At 35.3% G+C, this 17,734-nt stretch carries 16 protein-coding genes; 10 read left to right on the top strand and 6 right to left on the bottom strand.

The annotated features are described in order from the left end of the window. Window positions 1–189: 189 nt before the first annotated feature. Complete coding sequence (locus C568_RS0121320; RefSeq protein ID WP_003195766.1) at window positions 190–444, bottom strand: SunI/YnzG family protein; 255 nt, start codon at window positions 442–444, stop codon at window positions 190–192. A gap of 435 nt (window positions 445–879) precedes the next feature. Here C568_RS0121320 and C568_RS0121315 point away from each other — a divergent pair, with 435 nt between their 5' ends. The 3 genes from C568_RS0121315 to C568_RS0121305 all read left to right on the top strand — a co-directional run bounded on the left by C568_RS0121315 (window position 880) and on the right by C568_RS0121305 (window position 3,540). After that, window positions 880–1,356 (top strand): PH domain-containing protein, encoded by a 477-nt coding sequence (locus C568_RS0121315; RefSeq protein WP_018782666.1) that lies wholly within the window; start codon window positions 880–882, stop codon window positions 1,354–1,356. Continuing rightward, window positions 1,349–2,773: a PH domain-containing protein gene (locus tag C568_RS0121310; protein WP_018782665.1), complete on the top strand. Its 1,425-nt coding sequence runs from the start codon at window positions 1,349–1,351 to the stop codon at window positions 2,771–2,773. The genes C568_RS0121315 and C568_RS0121310 overlap by 8 nt, the downstream gene beginning before the upstream one ends. A gap of 380 nt (window positions 2,774–3,153) precedes the next feature. Beyond that, entirely contained in the window at window positions 3,154–3,540 is a 387-nt protein-coding gene (locus C568_RS0121305; RefSeq protein WP_006093867.1) for an NUDIX domain-containing protein, read from the top strand. Window positions 3,541–3,656: 116 nt separating this feature from the next. Here C568_RS0121305 and C568_RS0121295 read toward each other — a convergent pair whose 3' ends face one another. After that, the gene (locus C568_RS0121295; RefSeq protein ID WP_006093868.1) at window positions 3,657–4,130 is read right to left on the bottom strand and encodes an antibiotic biosynthesis monooxygenase family protein; all 474 of its coding nucleotides are present in this window, start codon (window positions 4,128–4,130) and stop codon (window positions 3,657–3,659) included. Between the two features lie 128 nt (window positions 4,131–4,258). Between C568_RS0121295 and C568_RS0121290 the strand changes: the two genes are divergently transcribed. The 4 genes from C568_RS0121290 to hemY all read left to right on the top strand — a co-directional run bounded on the left by C568_RS0121290 (window position 4,259) and on the right by hemY (window position 9,995). Beyond that, window positions 4,259–6,376 (top strand): transglycosylase domain-containing protein, encoded by a 2,118-nt coding sequence (locus tag C568_RS0121290; RefSeq protein WP_029427581.1) that lies wholly within the window; start codon window positions 4,259–4,261, stop codon window positions 6,374–6,376. Between the two features lie 176 nt (window positions 6,377–6,552). Then, window positions 6,553–7,599, top strand: a complete 1,047-nt coding sequence (gene hemE / locus C568_RS0121285) for a uroporphyrinogen decarboxylase (protein ID WP_003195782.1) — start codon at window positions 6,553–6,555, stop codon at window positions 7,597–7,599. 14 nt (window positions 7,600–7,613) lie between these two features. Then, window positions 7,614–8,549, top strand: a complete 936-nt coding sequence (hemH, locus tag C568_RS0121280; RefSeq protein WP_018782663.1) for a ferrochelatase — start codon at window positions 7,614–7,616, stop codon at window positions 8,547–8,549. Window positions 8,550–8,573: 24 nt separating this feature from the next. After that, entirely contained in the window at window positions 8,574–9,995 is a 1,422-nt protein-coding gene (gene hemY, locus C568_RS0121275) for a protoporphyrinogen oxidase (protein ID WP_018782662.1), read from the top strand. Between the two features lie 346 nt (window positions 9,996–10,341). On the opposite strand, the gene C568_RS0121270 is transcribed toward hemY, so the two are convergent. Together C568_RS0121270 and C568_RS0121265 are read right to left on the bottom strand one after the other, a co-directional pair. Beyond that, window positions 10,342–10,650, bottom strand: a complete 309-nt coding sequence (locus tag C568_RS0121270; RefSeq protein ID WP_018766604.1) for a carboxymuconolactone decarboxylase family protein — start codon at window positions 10,648–10,650, stop codon at window positions 10,342–10,344. Continuing rightward, window positions 10,643–11,062: a tautomerase family protein gene (locus C568_RS0121265; protein ID WP_006093873.1), complete on the bottom strand. Its 420-nt coding sequence runs from the start codon at window positions 11,060–11,062 to the stop codon at window positions 10,643–10,645. Before C568_RS0121265 ends, C568_RS0121270 begins: the two co-directional genes overlap by 8 nt. 109 nt (window positions 11,063–11,171) lie before the next feature. Here C568_RS0121265 and C568_RS0121260 point away from each other — a divergent pair, with 109 nt between their 5' ends. Then, on the top strand, window positions 11,172–12,047 hold the full coding sequence (locus C568_RS0121260) for a LysR family transcriptional regulator (RefSeq protein ID WP_018766603.1): 876 nt from the start codon (window positions 11,172–11,174) through the stop codon (window positions 12,045–12,047). Between the two features lie 101 nt (window positions 12,048–12,148). Here C568_RS0121260 and C568_RS0121255 read toward each other — a convergent pair whose 3' ends face one another. Further along, the gene (locus tag C568_RS0121255; protein WP_018782661.1) at window positions 12,149–12,982 is read right to left on the bottom strand and encodes a LysR family transcriptional regulator; all 834 of its coding nucleotides are present in this window, start codon (window positions 12,980–12,982) and stop codon (window positions 12,149–12,151) included. Window positions 12,983–13,102: 120 nt separating this feature from the next. On the opposite strand from C568_RS0121255, the gene C568_RS0121250 reads away from it, so the two are divergent. Further along, window positions 13,103–13,843, top strand: coding sequence for an SDR family NAD(P)-dependent oxidoreductase (locus C568_RS0121250; protein ID WP_018782660.1), 741 nt, complete (start codon window positions 13,103–13,105; stop codon window positions 13,841–13,843). Window positions 13,844–14,349: 506 nt separating this feature from the next. Beyond that, window positions 14,350–16,716 (top strand): DUF6359 domain-containing protein, encoded by a 2,367-nt coding sequence (locus C568_RS0121245; RefSeq protein WP_018782659.1) that lies wholly within the window; start codon window positions 14,350–14,352, stop codon window positions 16,714–16,716. 42 nt (window positions 16,717–16,758) lie between these two features. On the opposite strand, the gene C568_RS0121240 is transcribed toward C568_RS0121245, so the two are convergent. Further along, a complete protein-coding gene (locus C568_RS0121240; protein ID WP_018782658.1) occupies window positions 16,759–17,616 on the bottom strand; it encodes a hypothetical protein in 858 nt (285 codons plus the stop codon). Window positions 17,617–17,734: the final 118 nt, after the last annotated feature.

Genomic DNA, 17,734 nt, shown 5'->3' with positions numbered 1-17,734 from the left:
ATGGGATTTAATCCCTTTATTTATATTGTTTTGAATGTATACTTTTATTGTTAATTTTGAGGATATCAGAGGATTTGAAAGTAAACTAATAATAAGAGGTTTACTTTCATATTTATTATAAGAAGAAAAAAAGACGACTTTACATTAGTCGCCTTTTTTTCTAAAAAATCATGTTAAATCATTAAGTAATTAAGCGTTTATTTTATTTAAAATTGAAACCTTATTAGTGGTAAATAATATATAATTCTGTTTTTTAGTTTTAATTAAAATGCGATCAGTTGTGCCATATGCTGTTCCTATTCGAATCGCATCAGCTTTTTCAATACCAGCATAAGTATCATCTTCAGTAACTTCAATAATTTCATTTAATGGAATACTAACTTTTGCTAATTGCCATTTAATAATTAGTTCCTCTGTTGTTTTTATAACATCAATACCTAACATATCACCAAGACCTTCCTATTCTATTTTCTAAATATAATTATAAATTAAATAAAGATATTTGTAATTAAATATCTTTATTGGATATTTATGTTTACGGGTGATATGGATAACAAAGTATTTTTATCTATTATTAAAAGTTTACTTTCAACGGTTCACTACATACTTATAATTTAATATGCACATTAATAATAGTGTAATGTAGTTAAAAGGTTCAGTTCTATCATAAATATATTGACTCAAATCCAGGGAAATATTCAATGACTGGAAAAGTAAAATACGTAAATCTAATCTATTGTTGGTTGTATTCTACATATTCAGAAAATAACAAGTTTTATTTTTACAAAAAATGTTTATTCTTCCTTGTTTTGTATTGTATGATTATGGCATATTACAAAGTATACATATTTAATAGATTTCTAAATTTGGAGTGATCAAATGCAGCCATTAGAAAATGAAATTCATTCGAATATGGTTAAGGTGTGGAAGATCCATGCATTAATTGGTGCAGGGGTACTTGTAAGTATCGTTTTAGCATATCTCTTTTTTATGATCAAGTTTAATTGGTGGGGTTGGTTGTTTAGTATATTGGTCGTTGCCACGATTATATATACGCCGCTAGATTATTTTATCTTTCCGGAACTACGCCAGCGTTATTATAGCTATCGATTAGATGAAGAAGAGATTGAAATTCAAAAAGGGATGTTTGTTGTAAAGCGTGTGTTAGTTCCAATGATTCGTGTTCAGCATGTGACGATTGAACAAGGGCCGATTATGAGAAAATATGAACTAGCAGAATTACAAATTTCAACGGCAGCGACTTCTCATAGTATTCCAGGACTAACAAAGAGAGAGGCAGAACAGTTGAAACGACAAATTGGGGAACTTGCGAAAGTGAGTGATAAGGATGTATAAGAGGCAACATCCGATTACTATATTATTTGATATAAGGATTTCTAGTTTATTTCCCCTTATTATCATTGTTTTATTTGGTCCTAAAGATGAAGTAGAGCCTTGGTACTTATTTCCCATTTTCATTCTAGGTTTTTTGTTGATTTTGGCCATATTTTCGTTTGTGAAATGGTACTTTAAAGTGTATTGGATTGAAAATAATATTTTACATATAAAATACGGGGTATTTGTCAAAAAAGAGAGCTATTTAAATAAAGAGCGTGTGCAAACAATTAGTACAGCTTCAAATATCATCTATCAGTTATTTGGGTTAACGAAGCTTAAAATTGAAACGGCTGGTGGCGGAAAGGACCCAGAGGTGACGTTAGCTGGCATTAAGGAAGAGCAAGCGAAAGAATTAATCGCCTTATTAAATAAAGTAGAAAGTAAGAAAACTTTAAAAGAAGAGGAAACCCTACCGTCAGAAACAAATACAACTGTTTATCAGTTAACGCCAAAAGAAATTTTGCTAGCATCTATTACATCTGGTCGGTTCGGTTTATTATTTTCTGGGTTGATTTTCCTTTATACACAGTTTGATAACGTTCTTCCGAAATGGTTAATAGAAAAAGTAGAAACGTATGTGAAAGACAATAGTGTGTATGATTTGTTATGTATGGTTGCTATTTTAATTGTAATCTCATGGATCATTTCTACAATTGGTTATGCTTTAAAACATGCGAACTTTACAGTGCAGAGAAATGGAAATGAAATTCGTATTTCACAAGGGCTACTTGAAAAGAAAGAGATTGTGTTAAAACTGCACCGGATTCAGGCATTGACAATGAAAGAAGGAATCCTTCGTCAACCGTTTGGGTATTGTTCTATTGAAGTAGAAGTCATTCAGAGCATAGATACAAATAATATGAATGTCATATTGCACCCGCTCATGAAGAAAAAAGATGTGCAAGAGTTGCTGGCATATTTAGATTTGCCTTATGAAATGGAAGAGGAGATCGTCCATTTACCGAAAGCAGCATTACGCCGTTATCTCATTATGAGTTGGATGATTTTTGTAGCTGTAGCAGTACCGATTATAGGAGCGAGTGTATATTTTCAGCAATATAGTGCTTTATTTGTATTAGTGCCATTATTTTTGTTCTTTACGATTCTTGGATATGGCAAGTATAAAACGGGTGGATATGCGATAAAATCTGATCAGTTAACGCTTGTGTACAGGGGCATTGCAAAGTATACAGGATTTGTGAAAAGAAGACATGTACAAGCAATGACAAAAACGCAATCATACTTTCAACGAAAAGATAGATTGTATACGTATATTGTAGCAGTAGCTTGCAGTGTTGCGGGACGTCATTATGAATTGAAGCATGTGCGTGAAGAGGATGTAGCCCGTATTCATGAATGGTATAAGCAAAAATAAGAAAAAGTTAGATATATAACCCGGATAGTGGATAATTCAAAAATTCTATTATTCGGGTTTCTTGTATGTTATTGCATGTATTTTATGGTCATTTTTAAGATAGAAGTGTTTTTGACGCAAGTATTGTGAAAGAGGGAAGAGATAGGTGAAAATTAGAATTCAGTGCAGGCGATTATAATTAGAGACAACCAAATATTAACGATTAAGAAATATGACTGTAACAAGTTTATCCCGCATTAACGGACAGTAACACTCCCACCTCAAAATTCAGCGAAAGCAAGGAAGTTAGGTGGGAGATGAACTGTCCGTAAAAGCCCGATTGGTTCAACTAATAATCAGTGGGGGATGGAGAAAACCCCCACTGATTAAAGTTTCACTTTATGAACATCCTACCTGGTGGTGGTCAAAAACCGGGGGGAACTTTAAAAGAAGCTGTTGTCAGAGAATGTTTGGAGGAAACTGGATTAAAAGTACAAGCAGGAGAATTGCTATTTGTAAGTGATGAGTATATAGGAAAGAATCATGAACATGCCGAGTGGGATCGTAATGTTCATGTCGTTGTTCATCTTTTTGAATGCCTGTATCCGGATGACGATCGTTCTTTTGGGGAAGGGACAGAATTTGATCCTGATCAACTAGCACTTGAATGGTTGCCGCTAGAAGACTTTTTAAACACAAACCTTTATCCAAAAGCAATCATACCGTTCTTAATAGAATATGGTCTTCAAAGTAGGAAGTCCGCAATTTATGTTGGGGACATGGGATAATATGTAGCAATTCGTAAATGAAGTGGAAAGTATTTCAAGATAAAAGAGCGATGAGTTCGTGGAAGACAGAGAAAAAAGCTGTAGCTTCTCCTCAATCGAAGTTACAGCTTTTTTGTTTAAGCTAACACATCAAAAGTAGTCACAAAAGAAGGTCTTGAAAAAATGCTCTTTTGCGGCTCTGCATTTGTTTGTGCAGGGCGTTTTTTATGTGCATTTTCGAAAGAACGTGACTCTGTCCAATCTTTAAAGTTTTGTTCATTTTCCCACATTGTCATAATGACGTAGGTATCGTTACTTAATGGGCGAAGAACGCGGATTGCTTGGAAACCAGGCTCATTTTCAATCAGTCCTGCACGGTTTTTAAAACGATTTTCAAAAACAGGACGGCCTTCATCTGTAACAGAAATGTTGTTACACACAATATAGCCAGGTTGTCCTTTAAATTCCCCGACTGCATCTAGCACGTCATATTGAAGTGATCCTTCTACAGTTTCCTCGGTATTTTCTTTATAAAACATATCTTTCTCATCATTCTTTGCAGTGAAATGTGGTTGTTCTAGAGGTGTTTCGTATGAAATAATCGCTTTCATTGTAATGCCCCCTTTATGAGTTTAGTTTCATTATAGCAACTCTTACAAAAAACTTCGAAGATTATATACATAAAGATAATCGTTTTTCAAATAATAAACATACCATCATTTGGAAAGAAGGACGATGTATGAAGAAAATAAAGTGGAGCCTAATGGGCGGCGTAGCAGTGTTTGTAGTGGCGATTGTATTCTATAAACTGATTGTGTTAGCTGGTGGTTATATAATGGATGAAAAACGGCTTGTTTTCCACTCTTCATCACGTATCGTTGATCAGCGAGGAAAAGAAATTACGAAGTTATATGTAGAAAATAGAGAGCTTGTACCAATTGAGCGAATTCCAAAACATGTAGCAGAGGCGTTTATAGCTGTAGAAGACGCTAGATTTTATGAACATTATGGAATCGATTACCCTTCTGTGTTTCGCGCGTTGTATAAAGACATTTTAGCAGGAGAGAAAGTGGAAGGCGGAAGTACAATTACGCAGCAGTTAGTTAAAAATGTTTTTTTAACTCATGAAAAAACATTTACACGTAAATTAAAAGAAGTGGCAATCGCTCTTCAATTGGAACATAAATATACGAAGCAACAGCTTCTTGAAATGTATATGAATCATATTTATTTTGGTCATGGTGCTTACGGGATTCAAGCAGCGGCGAAATTGTATTTTAATAAAGATGTAGAAAAATTAACAGTTGAAGAAGGGGCGATGCTTGCAGGTCTTCCGAAAGCACCGAATGGATATTCTCCCTTTTTATATCCAGAAAAGAACAAAGAGCGCCGTGATTTAGTTTTATCTCTTATGCATAAACAAGGATATTTATCAGCTGAGGAGAGTGTTCGTTACCAAGGAAAGACAATTGCTCTTTATAAAAGTTTAGATGAGCGAGAACTTGCTTATATACCGTATGTGGATATGGTTGTAGATGAAGCAGCACAGTTATATGGTTTGTCACATCAAGAAGTGCTTCGCGGAGGATATACATTTATTGTATCTATGGATGAAAAAATTCAAAAAGTAGCTTATGATCAATTTCAAGATGCACGAAATTTTCCAGGTAAAGAAAACGGGGCACAAGGTGCTTTTTTATTAATGGATAATGCAACTGGAGGAATTAAAGCCGCAATTGGCGGAAGAGAGTATGTCCCAAGAGGATTTAATAGAGTGTTTGCGAAAAGACAGCCAGGGTCTGTTTTAAAGCCGCTCATTGTGTATGCACCAGCGCTGGAAACGAAAAAATATAATCCGTATTCTTTATTAACAAACGAGCAAACATCTTTTGAAGGGTATGAACCACGAAATTATAATCATAGGTATTCAAAAGAAGTAACGATGTATGATGCACTCTTAGAATCGGCGAATGTACCGGCTGTATCTTTATTACATGAAATGGGTGTAGAGCAAGGGAAGCAATATTTAGAGAAGGGAAATATTCATATTGCAGAATCTGGTTTAAGTACGGCACTTGGCGGACTTAAAGAAGGGGTCTCTCCATTTGAACTTGTAAAGATGTACCGTGCGTTCTTAGCGAATGGAAAAATTATTGAGCCACATGTTATTGAACAGGTACTCGATCGACACGGAAAGGTGATTGGAGAATCACCTAAAAACGAAACGAAAGTTTTTTCAAAACAAACAGCATGGTATATGACAAAAATGTTAGAAGGGGTTGTAAGGGAGGGGACAGCGAGAGCGGGAGTATATAACGGTGCATTAGCTGGGAAAACGGGTACAACGTCACTTCCTAATCAAAGTGAAGGCGCTAGGGATATTTGGTTTGTTGGATATACTCCGAGTTTAGTAGGCGCGGTATGGATTGGGTATGATCGTACGGATAAAGAACACCAACTTTATGATGGAAAGCTATCTGCAACAGAATTATTTAAAAAGATTTTAACGAAGGCAAATGTACAAGATAATTCAAATTTCAAGCGGCCAAAAGGTGTCGAAACAATTGGAAAACCAATCCGCCTAAGTAAAATTGAGAACGTGGAAGCACAGTTATCTTTTAGTCCATTTAGCTTGTTTACTGCAAAATTACACTGGACTCCACTTCTCGATAAACGAGTTGTATATAGAATCTATAAAGTAGAACAAGGGAAGCATATTCACGTTGGAACGGTAAAAGGGATTGGTGAGTATGAGGAAAAGTTTATTAACATATTCTCTAAACCAAGCTTTTATGTAGTTCCGTACAATCCACAAACAAATCGAGAAGGAGAAAAGACAAAAGTAGCTAAACCGTAATTTTTGCTTGTGATATAATAAGAATGTTATGAAAATAGTAAGCGGTTTTACGAGCGTTTGTGTCAATTTCATGAACAACGTACATAATGTTATGCATTTTGTTTTTACAAGCTGTATAGTAAAAAAAGATAAATAATAGGATAGGGTTCGTATAGGTAAGGAAGGGAGCAAGGGTTTTGGTAAGAAATATAAATGAGACATTTTTAAAAGCATGTAAAGGGGAACAAACAGAATATATACCAGCATGGTATATGAGACAAGCAGGGCGTTCACAACCTGAGTATAGAAAGATAAAAGAGAAGTATTCTTTATTTGAAATTACACACAATCCGGAGTTATGTGCATATGTTACAAAGCTTCCAGTTGATCAATATAATGTAGACGCAGCAATTCTTTATAAAGATATTATGTCACCACTTCCAGCAATTGGCGTTGATGTTGAAATTAAATCTGGGATTGGACCGGTTATTGATAACCCAATTCGTTCTTTACAGGACGTAGAAAAACTTGGTGAAATTCATCCAGAAGAGGATGTTCCATACATATTAGATACAATTCGTTTATTAACAAACGAGATGTTAGATGTTCCGCTAATTGGCTTTTCAGGGGCGCCATTTACATTAGCAAGTTATATGATCGAAGGCGGACCTTCTCGTAATTACCACAAAACGAAGGCGTTTATGTATGCAGAACCGAAAGCTTGGTTTGCTTTAATGGATAAGCTTGCAGATATGGTAGTTACATATTTGAAGGCACAGATCAAAGCAGGGGCAAAAGCAGTGCAAGTCTTTGATTCTTGGGTTGGAACAGTGAATGTAGCAGATTATCGTTTGTTTATTAAACCTGCAATGGAGCGTATTTTCACGGAAGTTCGCACGATGGGCGTTCCGATGATTATGCACGGCGTTGGAGCAGGACATTTAGCAAATGAATGGAATGACTTATCTCTTGATGTAGTCGGACTTGATTGGCGCCTGTCAATTGAAGAAGCGCGTGCACGCGGCATTCATAAAGCAGTACAAGGCAATATGGATCCTTCATTCTTACTTGCACCATGGGACGTTATCAGAGAGCATGTAAAGGGGATTCTCGATCAAGGAATGAAGCAGCCTGGTTATGTATTTAACTTAGGTCACGGTGTATTCCCAGAAGTAAATCCAGATACATTAAAACGCTTGACGACATTTATTCATGAGTATTCTAAAGAACAGTTAGCGAAGTAAAGGAGAATAGGTGTATGAAAAAGAAAATTGGTTTGCTTGTAATGGCATACGGCACACCGTATAAAGAAGAAGATATTGAACGGTACTATACGCATATTCGCAGAGGGCGAAAGCCGAGTCCAGAAATGCTGAAGGACTTAACGGAACGCTATCGCGCGATTGGTGGTATTTCTCCTTTAGCTACTATTACATTAGAACAAGCGAAAAAAGTAGAAAAGCGTTTAAACGAAATGCAGGATCATGTGGAATTCCACATGTATCTTGGCTTAAAACATATAGAACCTTTCATTGAGGATGCTGTGAAAGAAATGCATAATGATGGGATTGAAGAGGCAATTGCCCTTGTTCTTGCTCCGCACTATTCTACGTTCAGCGTAAAGTCCTATGTCGGCCGGGCGCAAGAAGAAGCAGATAAGCTTGGAAACTTAACAATTCATGGTATCGATAGCTGGTATAAAGAACCGAAGTTTATCGAGTATTGGGTAAACGAAGTGAAAAAAATATATGATAGTATGACAGAAGAAGAACGTGAAAAAGCAGTGTTAATCGTGTCTGCGCATAGTTTACCAGAGAAAATTATTGCGTTAGGTGATCCTTACCCAGAACAGTTAAATGAAACAGCTGATTATATTGCACGTGGTGCGGAAGTTCGAAATTATGCAGTCGGTTGGCAAAGTGCTGGAAATACACCGGACCCATGGATTGGGCCAGATGTACAAGATTTAACGAGAGAGCTACATGAAAAGTATAACTACACTTCATTTGTATATGCACCGGTTGGATTTGTAGCTGAACATTTAGAAGTGTTATATGACAATGATATTGAATGCAAAATCGTTACAGAAGAAATTGGAGCAAAGTATTATCGTCCAGAAATGCCAAATGCATCAGATTCATTTATTTCTTGTTTAGCAGATGTAGTGTTAAAGAAACAAATGGATGTTTCGTAATACCTTGGGAAAGGAGGAGCCGTTTTGAAGAAGAAAGTTGTTATCATCGGTGGTGGAATTACAGGTTTAACAACAGCGTATTACTTACAAAAAGAAATTCGCGAAAAAGGATTGCCGATTGATACATTGTTAATAGAAGCATCGGGTAAACTTGGAGGGAAAATTCAAACCGTTCGAAAAGATGGATTTACAATTGAGCGTGGTCCAGATTCTTTCTTAGAAAGAAAAGAGAGTGCAGCTAGACTAGCAAGAGAACTCGAACTTGGAGATGAGCTTGTAAACAATGCAACTGGTCAATCATTTGTTCTCGTGAACAATCGATTACATAAGATGCCGAGCGGATCTATGATGGGCATTCCAACGCAAGTTACCCCGTTTCTATTTTCAGGATTGTTCTCTCCGATTGGTAAAGTAAGAGCAGGTTTTGATTTTGTATTGCCACGTTCAAAACCTGTTTCTGATCAATCACTTGGTCAATTTTTCCGTCGTCGTCTAGGAAATGAAGTGGTTGAAAACTTAATCGAACCATTGTTATCTGGAATTTATGCGGGGGATATTGATCAAATGAGTTTAATGGCCACGTTCCCACAATTTTATCAAGTGGAGCAAAAATATCGTAGTATTTCACTAGGTATGCGTACGTTGGCTCCGAAGAAAATAAAAGATGTAAAGCCGAAAGGGATCTTTTTAACATTAAAAACAGGCTTACAATCCATTGTAGAAAAAATAGAAGAGCAGCTAGAAGATGGAACTGTTGTGAAGGGCACTCGCATTGAAAAAGTTGCAAAAATGGGTGATGGTTATCATATTACACTAAGTAATGGAAAAGAAATTGAGGCGGATTCCATCGTTGTTGCTGCGTCTCATAAAGTATTGCCATCTATGTTTGCACAGTATAAAGAGTTCCGCTTCTTCCGCAATATTCCATCAACATCGGTTGCGAATGTTGCACTCGCTTTTCCGAAAGAAGCAATCAAGCGTGATATTGATGGTACGGGCTTCGTTGTATCTCGAAATAGCGATTTTTCTATTACAGCATGTACGTGGACACATAAGAAGTGGCCGCATACAACACCAGAAGGAAAAGTTCTTCTTCGTTGTTACGTTGGGCGTCCTGGTGATGAAGCAATCGTAGAGCAAACAGATGAAGAAATTGTTCAATTTATATTAGAAGATTTGCAAAAAACAATGGATATTAAGGCAGATCCAGACTTTACTGTTGTAAGCCGCTGGAAAGATGCAATGCCGCAATATACAGTGGGACATAAAGAACGTATGACAAAGTTAAAAACATTTATGGATAAAGAATTACCGGGTGTTTATTTAGCAGGTAGTTCTTATGCTGGATCTGGTCTTCCAGATTGTATTGATCAAGGTGAGGCGGCAGTCAGGCATGTGTTGTCTTATTTAGAAAAAATAGATGAAGCGGAATTAATTGCGCAATGATGAAACAGACCACCTTTAAATTAGAAGGTGGTCATACTTTTTCTAACCTATTTTGCGAAGCATAAGAGTGATTATTAAGTTAACAGGCGCTTTTTTAATAATAATCGCAAGAAATGATTAAACTTTTCTATAAAAATCAAAAACATAATTTAAAGAATTAACTCCATTTTGAACAATCTTTATTCAAAATGGAGTTTTTACGTTAATTGCTAAAATAGGGTTTGTGATTTCATTTAATCAATTTCCCCTATATAAACAGGACTAGAGTGATTACCTGTATGAAAGTTTTTAATAAGTTTCCGAATGCCAATAGGAAACAGAGGATAATGTAATAAGTCATTTATTTTTAACGCAGTATTACGTTCAGTGCTGCAGCTGCTTTTGGCCATCCGGCGTAAAAGGCTAAATGTGTTATGAGAGCGATGATTTCTTGTTGGTTCATTCCGTTTTTTTCGGCTAGTTGTAGATGAAATGGTAGTTGTTCAGTATTACCAATACTAATTAAAGCAGAAAGTGTAATGAAACTTCTTTCTTTTGGTGTTAAAGCAGGGTCTCTCCATACCTTTTCGAATAACACATTTTCACTATAATCAACAAAATTGGGAGCAGTATCCCTCATTTTCTTTGAAATATTGAGTTCGATACGATCATTCATGATTCTTTTTCTCCTTCATTGTAACCATTTGGGCTATTCCTTGACCAAATGACCAGTTTTCAGCAGATGTTTCATTCAATGTAATAAAAATATTAGTTGTAGAGATGTTTAAATGGTCATAAAAAGCTTCTGAGATTGATTGATACAAATTTCTTTTTTGCTGTATTGTTCGTTCAGGTCCACATGTAATAGAAACATGTATCATTTTATCTGTTCTCTTTTTCTCCTCTTCTAAGAGATAATGCGGGTCGTAAAAAAATTGATCGGGTGGGTAGGGTAAAAACATGTGAAAGTAATCATTTTCTGGAATGCTAAAATGTTCAATTAATGAATAGTGAATACGATTGCTTACTCTTTTTAACTCTTCTCTATGCAATTGACCGTCTGGATAATAAACAGTAACAAATGGCATATATTCACTCCCTTTCTTATGGATTTATTTTACTGCTGTGATTTTGATTTGTATAATTGAAAATATATAATAAAATTATCAATAAAACCGATAGAGATTAGGTGTGAAAATGGAAATAAAAGAGTTAAAAACGTTCAAAATGATTGTCCAGGAAGGAACTTTTTCACTTGCGGCCAAAAAATTAAACTATGCTCAATCAACCGTAACAACACATATAAAAAAACTCGAAAATGAACTTGGTTTTCTTCTATTTGAACGTGGATGGGATGCTCGGTTAACAGAGGAAGGCATTTTATTTGCAGAGGAAGTAGATAACTTATTAATGCATTGGAATTATTCAATATCTCAAGCGCAGCGTATAAGTAATGAGGAGAAAGGAACATTAAGAATCGGGATATTAGAATCTGTTGCAGAAAAATTAATTCCCCCCATATTAAAATATTTAAACGATGAGAAACCGTACATACATTGTGATTTTGTTGTAGGAAACACAGCGCTTTTATCACAAATGATAGAGCAAAATAAGATTGATTTTGCTGTTTGTGCAAACAACGAAAATATTTCTAATCTAAATTTCACCCCACTTAGCAAAGAACAAATCGAATTTATAGTCAATAACCCGAATCATCCAGTATTAAAAAAAGAGTCAGTTGAAATATCTGATATCATTCATTATCCAATCTTGATTGGAGAAAATAGTTGTAATTATTACAAAGCTGTAAACTCTTTCTTAGTAGAAAACAATGTATCTTTTCAAAGAGTCTACAATTGTAGTGCGGTACATCTCATTCCACAAATGGTTTTTGGAAATGCCATAGGTATTCTCCCTAAGGGAACGGTCTTAAAACAAAGTAATATATCATTTAAGATTAAAGGATTTAATCCTAAAGTGCCTATAGGATTATTAATTTCTTCTAAAAAAAGAAACTATTTGAGCCAAACAAAACAACAACTTATGAAACTAATTGAATCGTTGTTGTTATAAATACCCATATTGATTTAGGAGAGAGGAAAAACGTATCTTCTGTTCAAGTGAGGTTTCAAACAAAGTCCCTTTTGAAAAACTAAAGGGGCTTTGTTTGAAATTTATAATTCTTTTAAAAAACGAATGAATTTCTTTAAGCTTTGCGGTTGTTGTTTTCTACGCCTAATCACAAAGTCAATTTTGACTGTTTCAGGTAGTTCTTCATAATGAATCGCTTTTGTCTTTGTTCGGCTATACGCAACATTAGCTGGTATTATACTAATACCGAGCCCATCATGAGCAGCTTGCATAATAGACTCAAGTGAATCAAACTCCATTATCGTTTTCTGGTCAAAGTCGTTCTTATTACAGTAATCTAAAAGTTGTTGTCTATATATACAATTTGGATCACTGTTCACGAGTAAAATTTGATTTTCGAGTGGATTATGTTTTGATGAGATGAGTATGATATTTTCATAATAACTGTACACGGTTTCGAGTTGTGAATGGTTGTATGTCCCGCTTAAAAAAATCCCGTCAAGTTCTCCATATAAAAGCATTTCCTGTAACTTTGCGTTATCATTCGTTCTTATTTTCACATCCATATTTTTATAGGATGCCAAAAAAGAAGAGAATAGCTGAGGCACTTTCACCGCAGAAATGGTTTGAGATGCTCCAATTGTTAAAGATTCTCTCCATTTCTGAGGGTTTATTTTTGATTTTGCCTCATTCATTAAAAGCATAATTTCATTTGTGTAATCTAATAACACTTTTCCTTCTTCCGTTAATGTGACACCTCTATTATTACGCTTTAATATTTTAACGCCTAATTCATCTTCTAAATTTTTAATGCGCTGGCTTATATTCGGTTGTACATATCCTAATTTCTCAGCAGCTCTAGATATTGATTGTAGTTCTGCAACATGTTTAAAAATCCATAAGTCATGGCTTTCCAAGAATAGATCCCTCCACTAGGTATCATTTAAAATAATATCGGCTTCATTATTCAGTATTATACTCCTCAAATGAACGAAGATAAAATGAAATGGAATCAGATACAGTGGGGAGATTTTAAAATGGACATAAAAGATAAAGTCGTTATTATAACAGGTGGCGGTACGGGTATCGGAAAGGCTACTGCTTTGAAGTTAGCTAGTTTAGGAGCAAAAGTTGTGATTAATTATAGTCGTTCAGAAAAAGAAGCGCTAGAAGCAGTGAATGAAATAAAGCAGCGAGGAGGTACAGCGATCACTTTGAAAGCAAATGTAGCACAAAAAGAAGAAGTGGAGGCGATGGTATCTCAAACTGTTCGTCTTTTTGGAACAGTTGATTGTTTAGTAAACAATGCGAGTATAACAGCTCAAATACCTATGGATGACTTAGAGTCTGTAACTGAGGAAGTGTGGGATTCGCTTTTCAGCGTAAATGTGAAAGGGATGTTTCATTGTATAAAAGCTGTTGTTCCTTATATGAAGAAGCAAAAATCAGGTGCGATTGTGAATATGGGGAGCGTTGCAGGGATAACGGGACTAGGATCATCTATACCGTATGCAGCAACAAAATCAGCCATTCATACGATGACAAAGTCGCTTGCTATTGCATTAGCACCTGACATCAGAGTAAATAGTATTTCTCCTGGTGCAGTTCATACGAGATGGTGGTCAGGTAATGAGGAGAAGATGTACCAACTTGCGGGGAACTTACCACTTCAAAGAATTTCAACACCAAATGATATTGCAGAGGCTATCCTTTTTCAATTGACTCAGGAATCTATTACAGGACAGATATTTACAATTGATAATGGACAGACACTTTAATAGTATTAGCAACTCAATAGAAAGGTGTATTTTAAGAAGCAGCGCGTTATCTTACTTAGAAAAAATAGATAAAACTGAATGAGTTGAGCAATGATAAAAAGCACTCTTAATGTATAAGGGTGCTTTTGCTGTTATAATACTCTCTTTCATACTCACGAGGTTGTTTCGTAGGGTGGTCATTCAGTACAAGAGCTGGTAATAAATTTGCATCAAATACAAAGTCGTAGAGAAAAGATAAGACTAAAACACTGCATAATATATAGATAAACATTTCAAGTCACTTCTTTCTGTATGATTCTTACTTATATTGTAAGAAAATCAGCTATCAATAAAATCCCTAAAAGGAATGGAATACTGTAAGAAAATAGTAGGGGAATCATAATAGAAATCTCATACGGAAGTATGAGATTAATTTTTTGTAAAATTTGTCGAATTTTAAGTTCTTTATAAAGAATTTTTTGTTATGATAATACATGCTAAGAGAATATTAAAATTAGGGGAGGACGATGAATTTGAAGAAACTAGTAAGTATCTTGCTATCATTTATACTACTGATTTCATTTACTGGAACTTTAGTAAAAGCAGAAGAACGTTCTGCATTGTCTGTGCAGGATGCGATTCAAATGTTTAAGCAGCAAGGAAGCAGTAAAGGGGTAGTGGAAGGGTATATTGTTGGATATACAGAAAGCTCTTCTAAGTATACGAAGGATCCAGCGAAGTTTGGAGATACGAATGTAGCGATAGCAGATTCGCCAAATGAGACGGATCCAGAGAAAATTATGCCTGTTCAGTTGCCAAAAGGTGACGTGAGAACAGCAGTGAATGTAAAGGATCATCCTGAAAACGTCGGGAAGAAGGTTCGTTTAACGGGGACACTTGAATTATATTTTAATAGTCCTGGTTTAAAGTCAGTAACAGCATATAAATTTCAAGGTGAAACAGAAAATCGTGTTAGCGATGTTACTGCATCACCAAATGGTGGAGAAATTGCAAAGGGAACGGCAGTTACATTAACAACAAATACAGAAGGGGCAACAATCTATTATACGTTAGATGGATCTGTTCCTACGAATAAAAGTATTCGTTATAATGAACCGATTGTTTTAAATGAAAACAGTGTTCTAAAAGCAATTGGAGTAAAAGAAGGTCTTTCATCTTCAGCCGTTGCTACTTTTTCTTTTACGGTTGTAAAAAATGAGCAAGTTCGCATTCATGATATTCAAGGTGCATCACATATTTCTCCTTATAATGGGAAAAAAGTACGAAATGTAGAAGGTATTGTAACAGCGCTAGATAAGAATGGATTTTATATGCAAGACTCGCAGCCTGATAATGATCCTGCAACTTCAGAAGGGATTTATGTATATAAAAAAGAGGCAAATGTAGCTGCCGGAGATCTTGTTCAAATTGATGGAGAAGTCGAAGAGTTTATTGGATCTGGATATGCTGACAGATTTGATACAGATTTATCCATCACAGAAATTAAAGCAAGCAATATTGCTGTGAAAGCAAATAATCAACAATTGCCATCTGCGATTGTATTAGGTGAAAATGGCGTAAAGATTCCTGATCAAATTATTGATAATGATGCATTTGGTGTATTCGATCCAAATGAAGATGCAATTGACTTTTATGAGAGTTTAGAAGGTATGCGTGTTACAATGCCGACTCCTCAAATTGTTGGACCGCAGAAAAATGGGAATTTATATGTAACAGTTGCAAATGGTGGAGATAAAGTAACTACGAAATATGGAACGCCGTTATTAGGCGAGAACCAATTCAATCCAGAGCGTCTATCTTTAAAAGTACCTCGTGATTATGTAGCGAAAGCAGGAGACAAGTTTACTGGAGATATAACAGGTGTAGTCGGGTATGACTATGGTGCGTATCGAATTTCACCAGTAACAGAATTACCATCAGTAACAGATGGTGGATTTAAACAAGTAGGGGCAAATATTCAGCCTCGCCTTGGAAAATTAACAGTAGCAACATATAACATTGAAAACTTTTCAGCGAATGCAAAAGAAACATCTGATGAAAAGGTAAAAGCAATTGCTTATTCTATTAAATATAATTTAAAGATGCCAGATATTATTGGTGTACAAGAAATGCAAGATAATAATGGATCAATCAATGATGGAACAACAGATGCTTCATTAAGTGCAAAGCGTATTATTGATGCGGTACAAGAGATTCGCGGGCCAAAATATGAATATGTAGAAGTTGCTCCGCAAAATAATCAAGATGGAGGAGCGCCAGGAGCGAACATTCGCGTTGGTTTCTTCTATAATCCATCACGTGTGAAATTGGCAGATAAGCCAAAGCTATTAGAAACAAATCCAACGCGCATAGGACAAGAAAATTCGCTGTTTGATAATACTCGTAAACCGTTAGCTGCGGAGTTTACATTCCAAGGACAAAATATCGTCGTTGTTTCAAATCACTTAAATTCAAAACTTGGTGATGCGACGCCGTTTGGGAAAATTCAACCACTTGTATTAAAGAGTGAAGAGAAACGAATTCAGCTTGCACAAGAAGCAAACAATTTTGTAAAAGAAATTCAAAAACGAGATGTGAATGCACCAGTTGTTATAGTTGGTGATATGAATGACTTCGAATTCTCGAAACCACTGCAAGCATTAAAAGCAGAAAACATGCAAGATATGTTAGAAACGGTTTCGAAAGAAAATCGTTACACGTATATTCATGACGGAAATGCACAAGTACTAGATCATATTTTAGTAACAAATAATATTGCACCGCATACAGTTGTCGATCCGGTACATTTAAATTCAAACATTATGAAAGAACATGGCCGTGTAAGTGACCATGATCCAGTGCTTGCGCAAATTGATTTAAAAAAAGCTTCCTAAGTATAAATATCCCTCAGCATAATTGCTGTGGGATATTTTACATTACATACTAACTGATTTTTGAATCGATTTTTTACACCGGATTCTTTTTTGAAGTCTCCGCATATATATCTTCCGATCTTTCTGTACACCTTTCATATACATAAATAAACTAATTCCAAAAAATACGGTGCATTGCATGATTAAAATGTAAGGCGACATTCCTTGGAGCGGCTGTTTTGGATCGTATAAATGAATAGGTGCTCCTCCAATCGTAGGGAATACGATATTTAAAACAACATATGGTAGAGAGGTTATAGCAAAAGGGAATAGAATTGCCATGTAATCTTTTCTGGACCATATGGATGCAGAGAGACCCAATACCGCCATAAGACCAGCAAACAAGAAATTAATCCCAATATATAGGGAAATATAAGTAATTGGAGAAGAGAAATACAATGATGCAAACATACCGTTGTCTTTTATAATACTTAAGGCGGGTGTAGGAATACCATCTTGGATTGTCAGCTTACAAAAAAGCAATGAAAATACGAATGGGAGAATATAAAGAAGCCCCCCGCTTAAGAAGGTAACGATATATTTCGTACATACATAGGGAAAAAAGGGAACTTCTTTACTTACAAATGATTTAAATTTATCAGCTTTATCAGAGTTATAGCTTGTACTAAAAGGGAGTGCTGCTAGTACAGGCATTAAAAGCAAATACACATCCATTTCATCATCACGAAAGCCAATCCATTTATAAGCCGTTGCTAAAAGCTCGTCAGGTACCCTTCCTGAATATTTTAAAATATAGAAATAATGATAAATTGAAACAAGAATCAACCAACTAAACAAGAGAGTGAGAGAAATCTTATTTAAAAAGGCTTGTTTTATATGTAAGCTAAGTGCACGTATCATGATTGAAAGAGCCCCCACTATTTTTAATAAATATATCTATGTTCTATATTACTACTAATTGTAAAAAATTTCTTGTTTTTTCAATTGATAATTTGAAAAAGAGGGAAAATTCATAAAA

It is taken from the genome of Bacillus sp. 95MFCvi2.1, from assembly GCF_000374965.1.
In the GTDB taxonomy this organism is placed as follows: Bacteria; Bacillota; Bacilli; order Bacillales; family Bacillaceae_G; genus Bacillus_A; species Bacillus_A pseudomycoides.
This window is presented reverse-complemented; position numbering and strand designations above follow the sequence as displayed.

Bases quoted from the DNA above. Each gene is read 5' to 3' on its own strand.
- C568_RS0121320 (WP_003195766.1), bottom strand. From the start codon at position 444: ATGTTAGGTATTGATGTTATAAAAACAACAGAGGAACTAATTATTAAA.
- C568_RS0121315 (WP_018782666.1), top strand. From the start codon at position 880: ATGCAGCCATTAGAAAATGAAATTCATTCGAATATGGTTAAGGTGTGG.
- C568_RS0121310 (WP_018782665.1), top strand. From the start codon at position 1,349: ATGTATAAGAGGCAACATCCGATTACTATATTATTTGATATAAGGATT.
- C568_RS0121305 (WP_006093867.1), top strand. From the start codon at position 3,154: ATGAACATCCTACCTGGTGGTGGTCAAAAACCGGGGGGAACTTTAAAA.
- C568_RS0121295 (WP_006093868.1), bottom strand. From the start codon at position 4,130: ATGAAAGCGATTATTTCATACGAAACACCTCTAGAACAACCACATTTC.
- C568_RS0121290 (WP_029427581.1), top strand. From the start codon at position 4,259: ATGAAGAAAATAAAGTGGAGCCTAATGGGCGGCGTAGCAGTGTTTGTA.
- hemH (WP_018782663.1), top strand. From the start codon at position 7,614: ATGAAAAAGAAAATTGGTTTGCTTGTAATGGCATACGGCACACCGTAT.
- C568_RS0121270 (WP_018766604.1), bottom strand. From the start codon at position 10,650: ATGAATGATCGTATCGAACTCAATATTTCAAAGAAAATGAGGGATACT.
- C568_RS0121265 (WP_006093873.1), bottom strand. From the start codon at position 11,062: ATGCCATTTGTTACTGTTTATTATCCAGACGGTCAATTGCATAGAGAA.
- C568_RS0121260 (WP_018766603.1), top strand. From the start codon at position 11,172: ATGGAAATAAAAGAGTTAAAAACGTTCAAAATGATTGTCCAGGAAGGA.
- C568_RS0121250 (WP_018782660.1), top strand. From the start codon at position 13,103: ATGGACATAAAAGATAAAGTCGTTATTATAACAGGTGGCGGTACGGGT.
- C568_RS0121245 (WP_018782659.1), top strand. From the start codon at position 14,350: ATGAATTTGAAGAAACTAGTAAGTATCTTGCTATCATTTATACTACTG.
- C568_RS0121240 (WP_018782658.1), bottom strand. From the start codon at position 17,616: ATGATACGTGCACTTAGCTTACATATAAAACAAGCCTTTTTAAATAAG.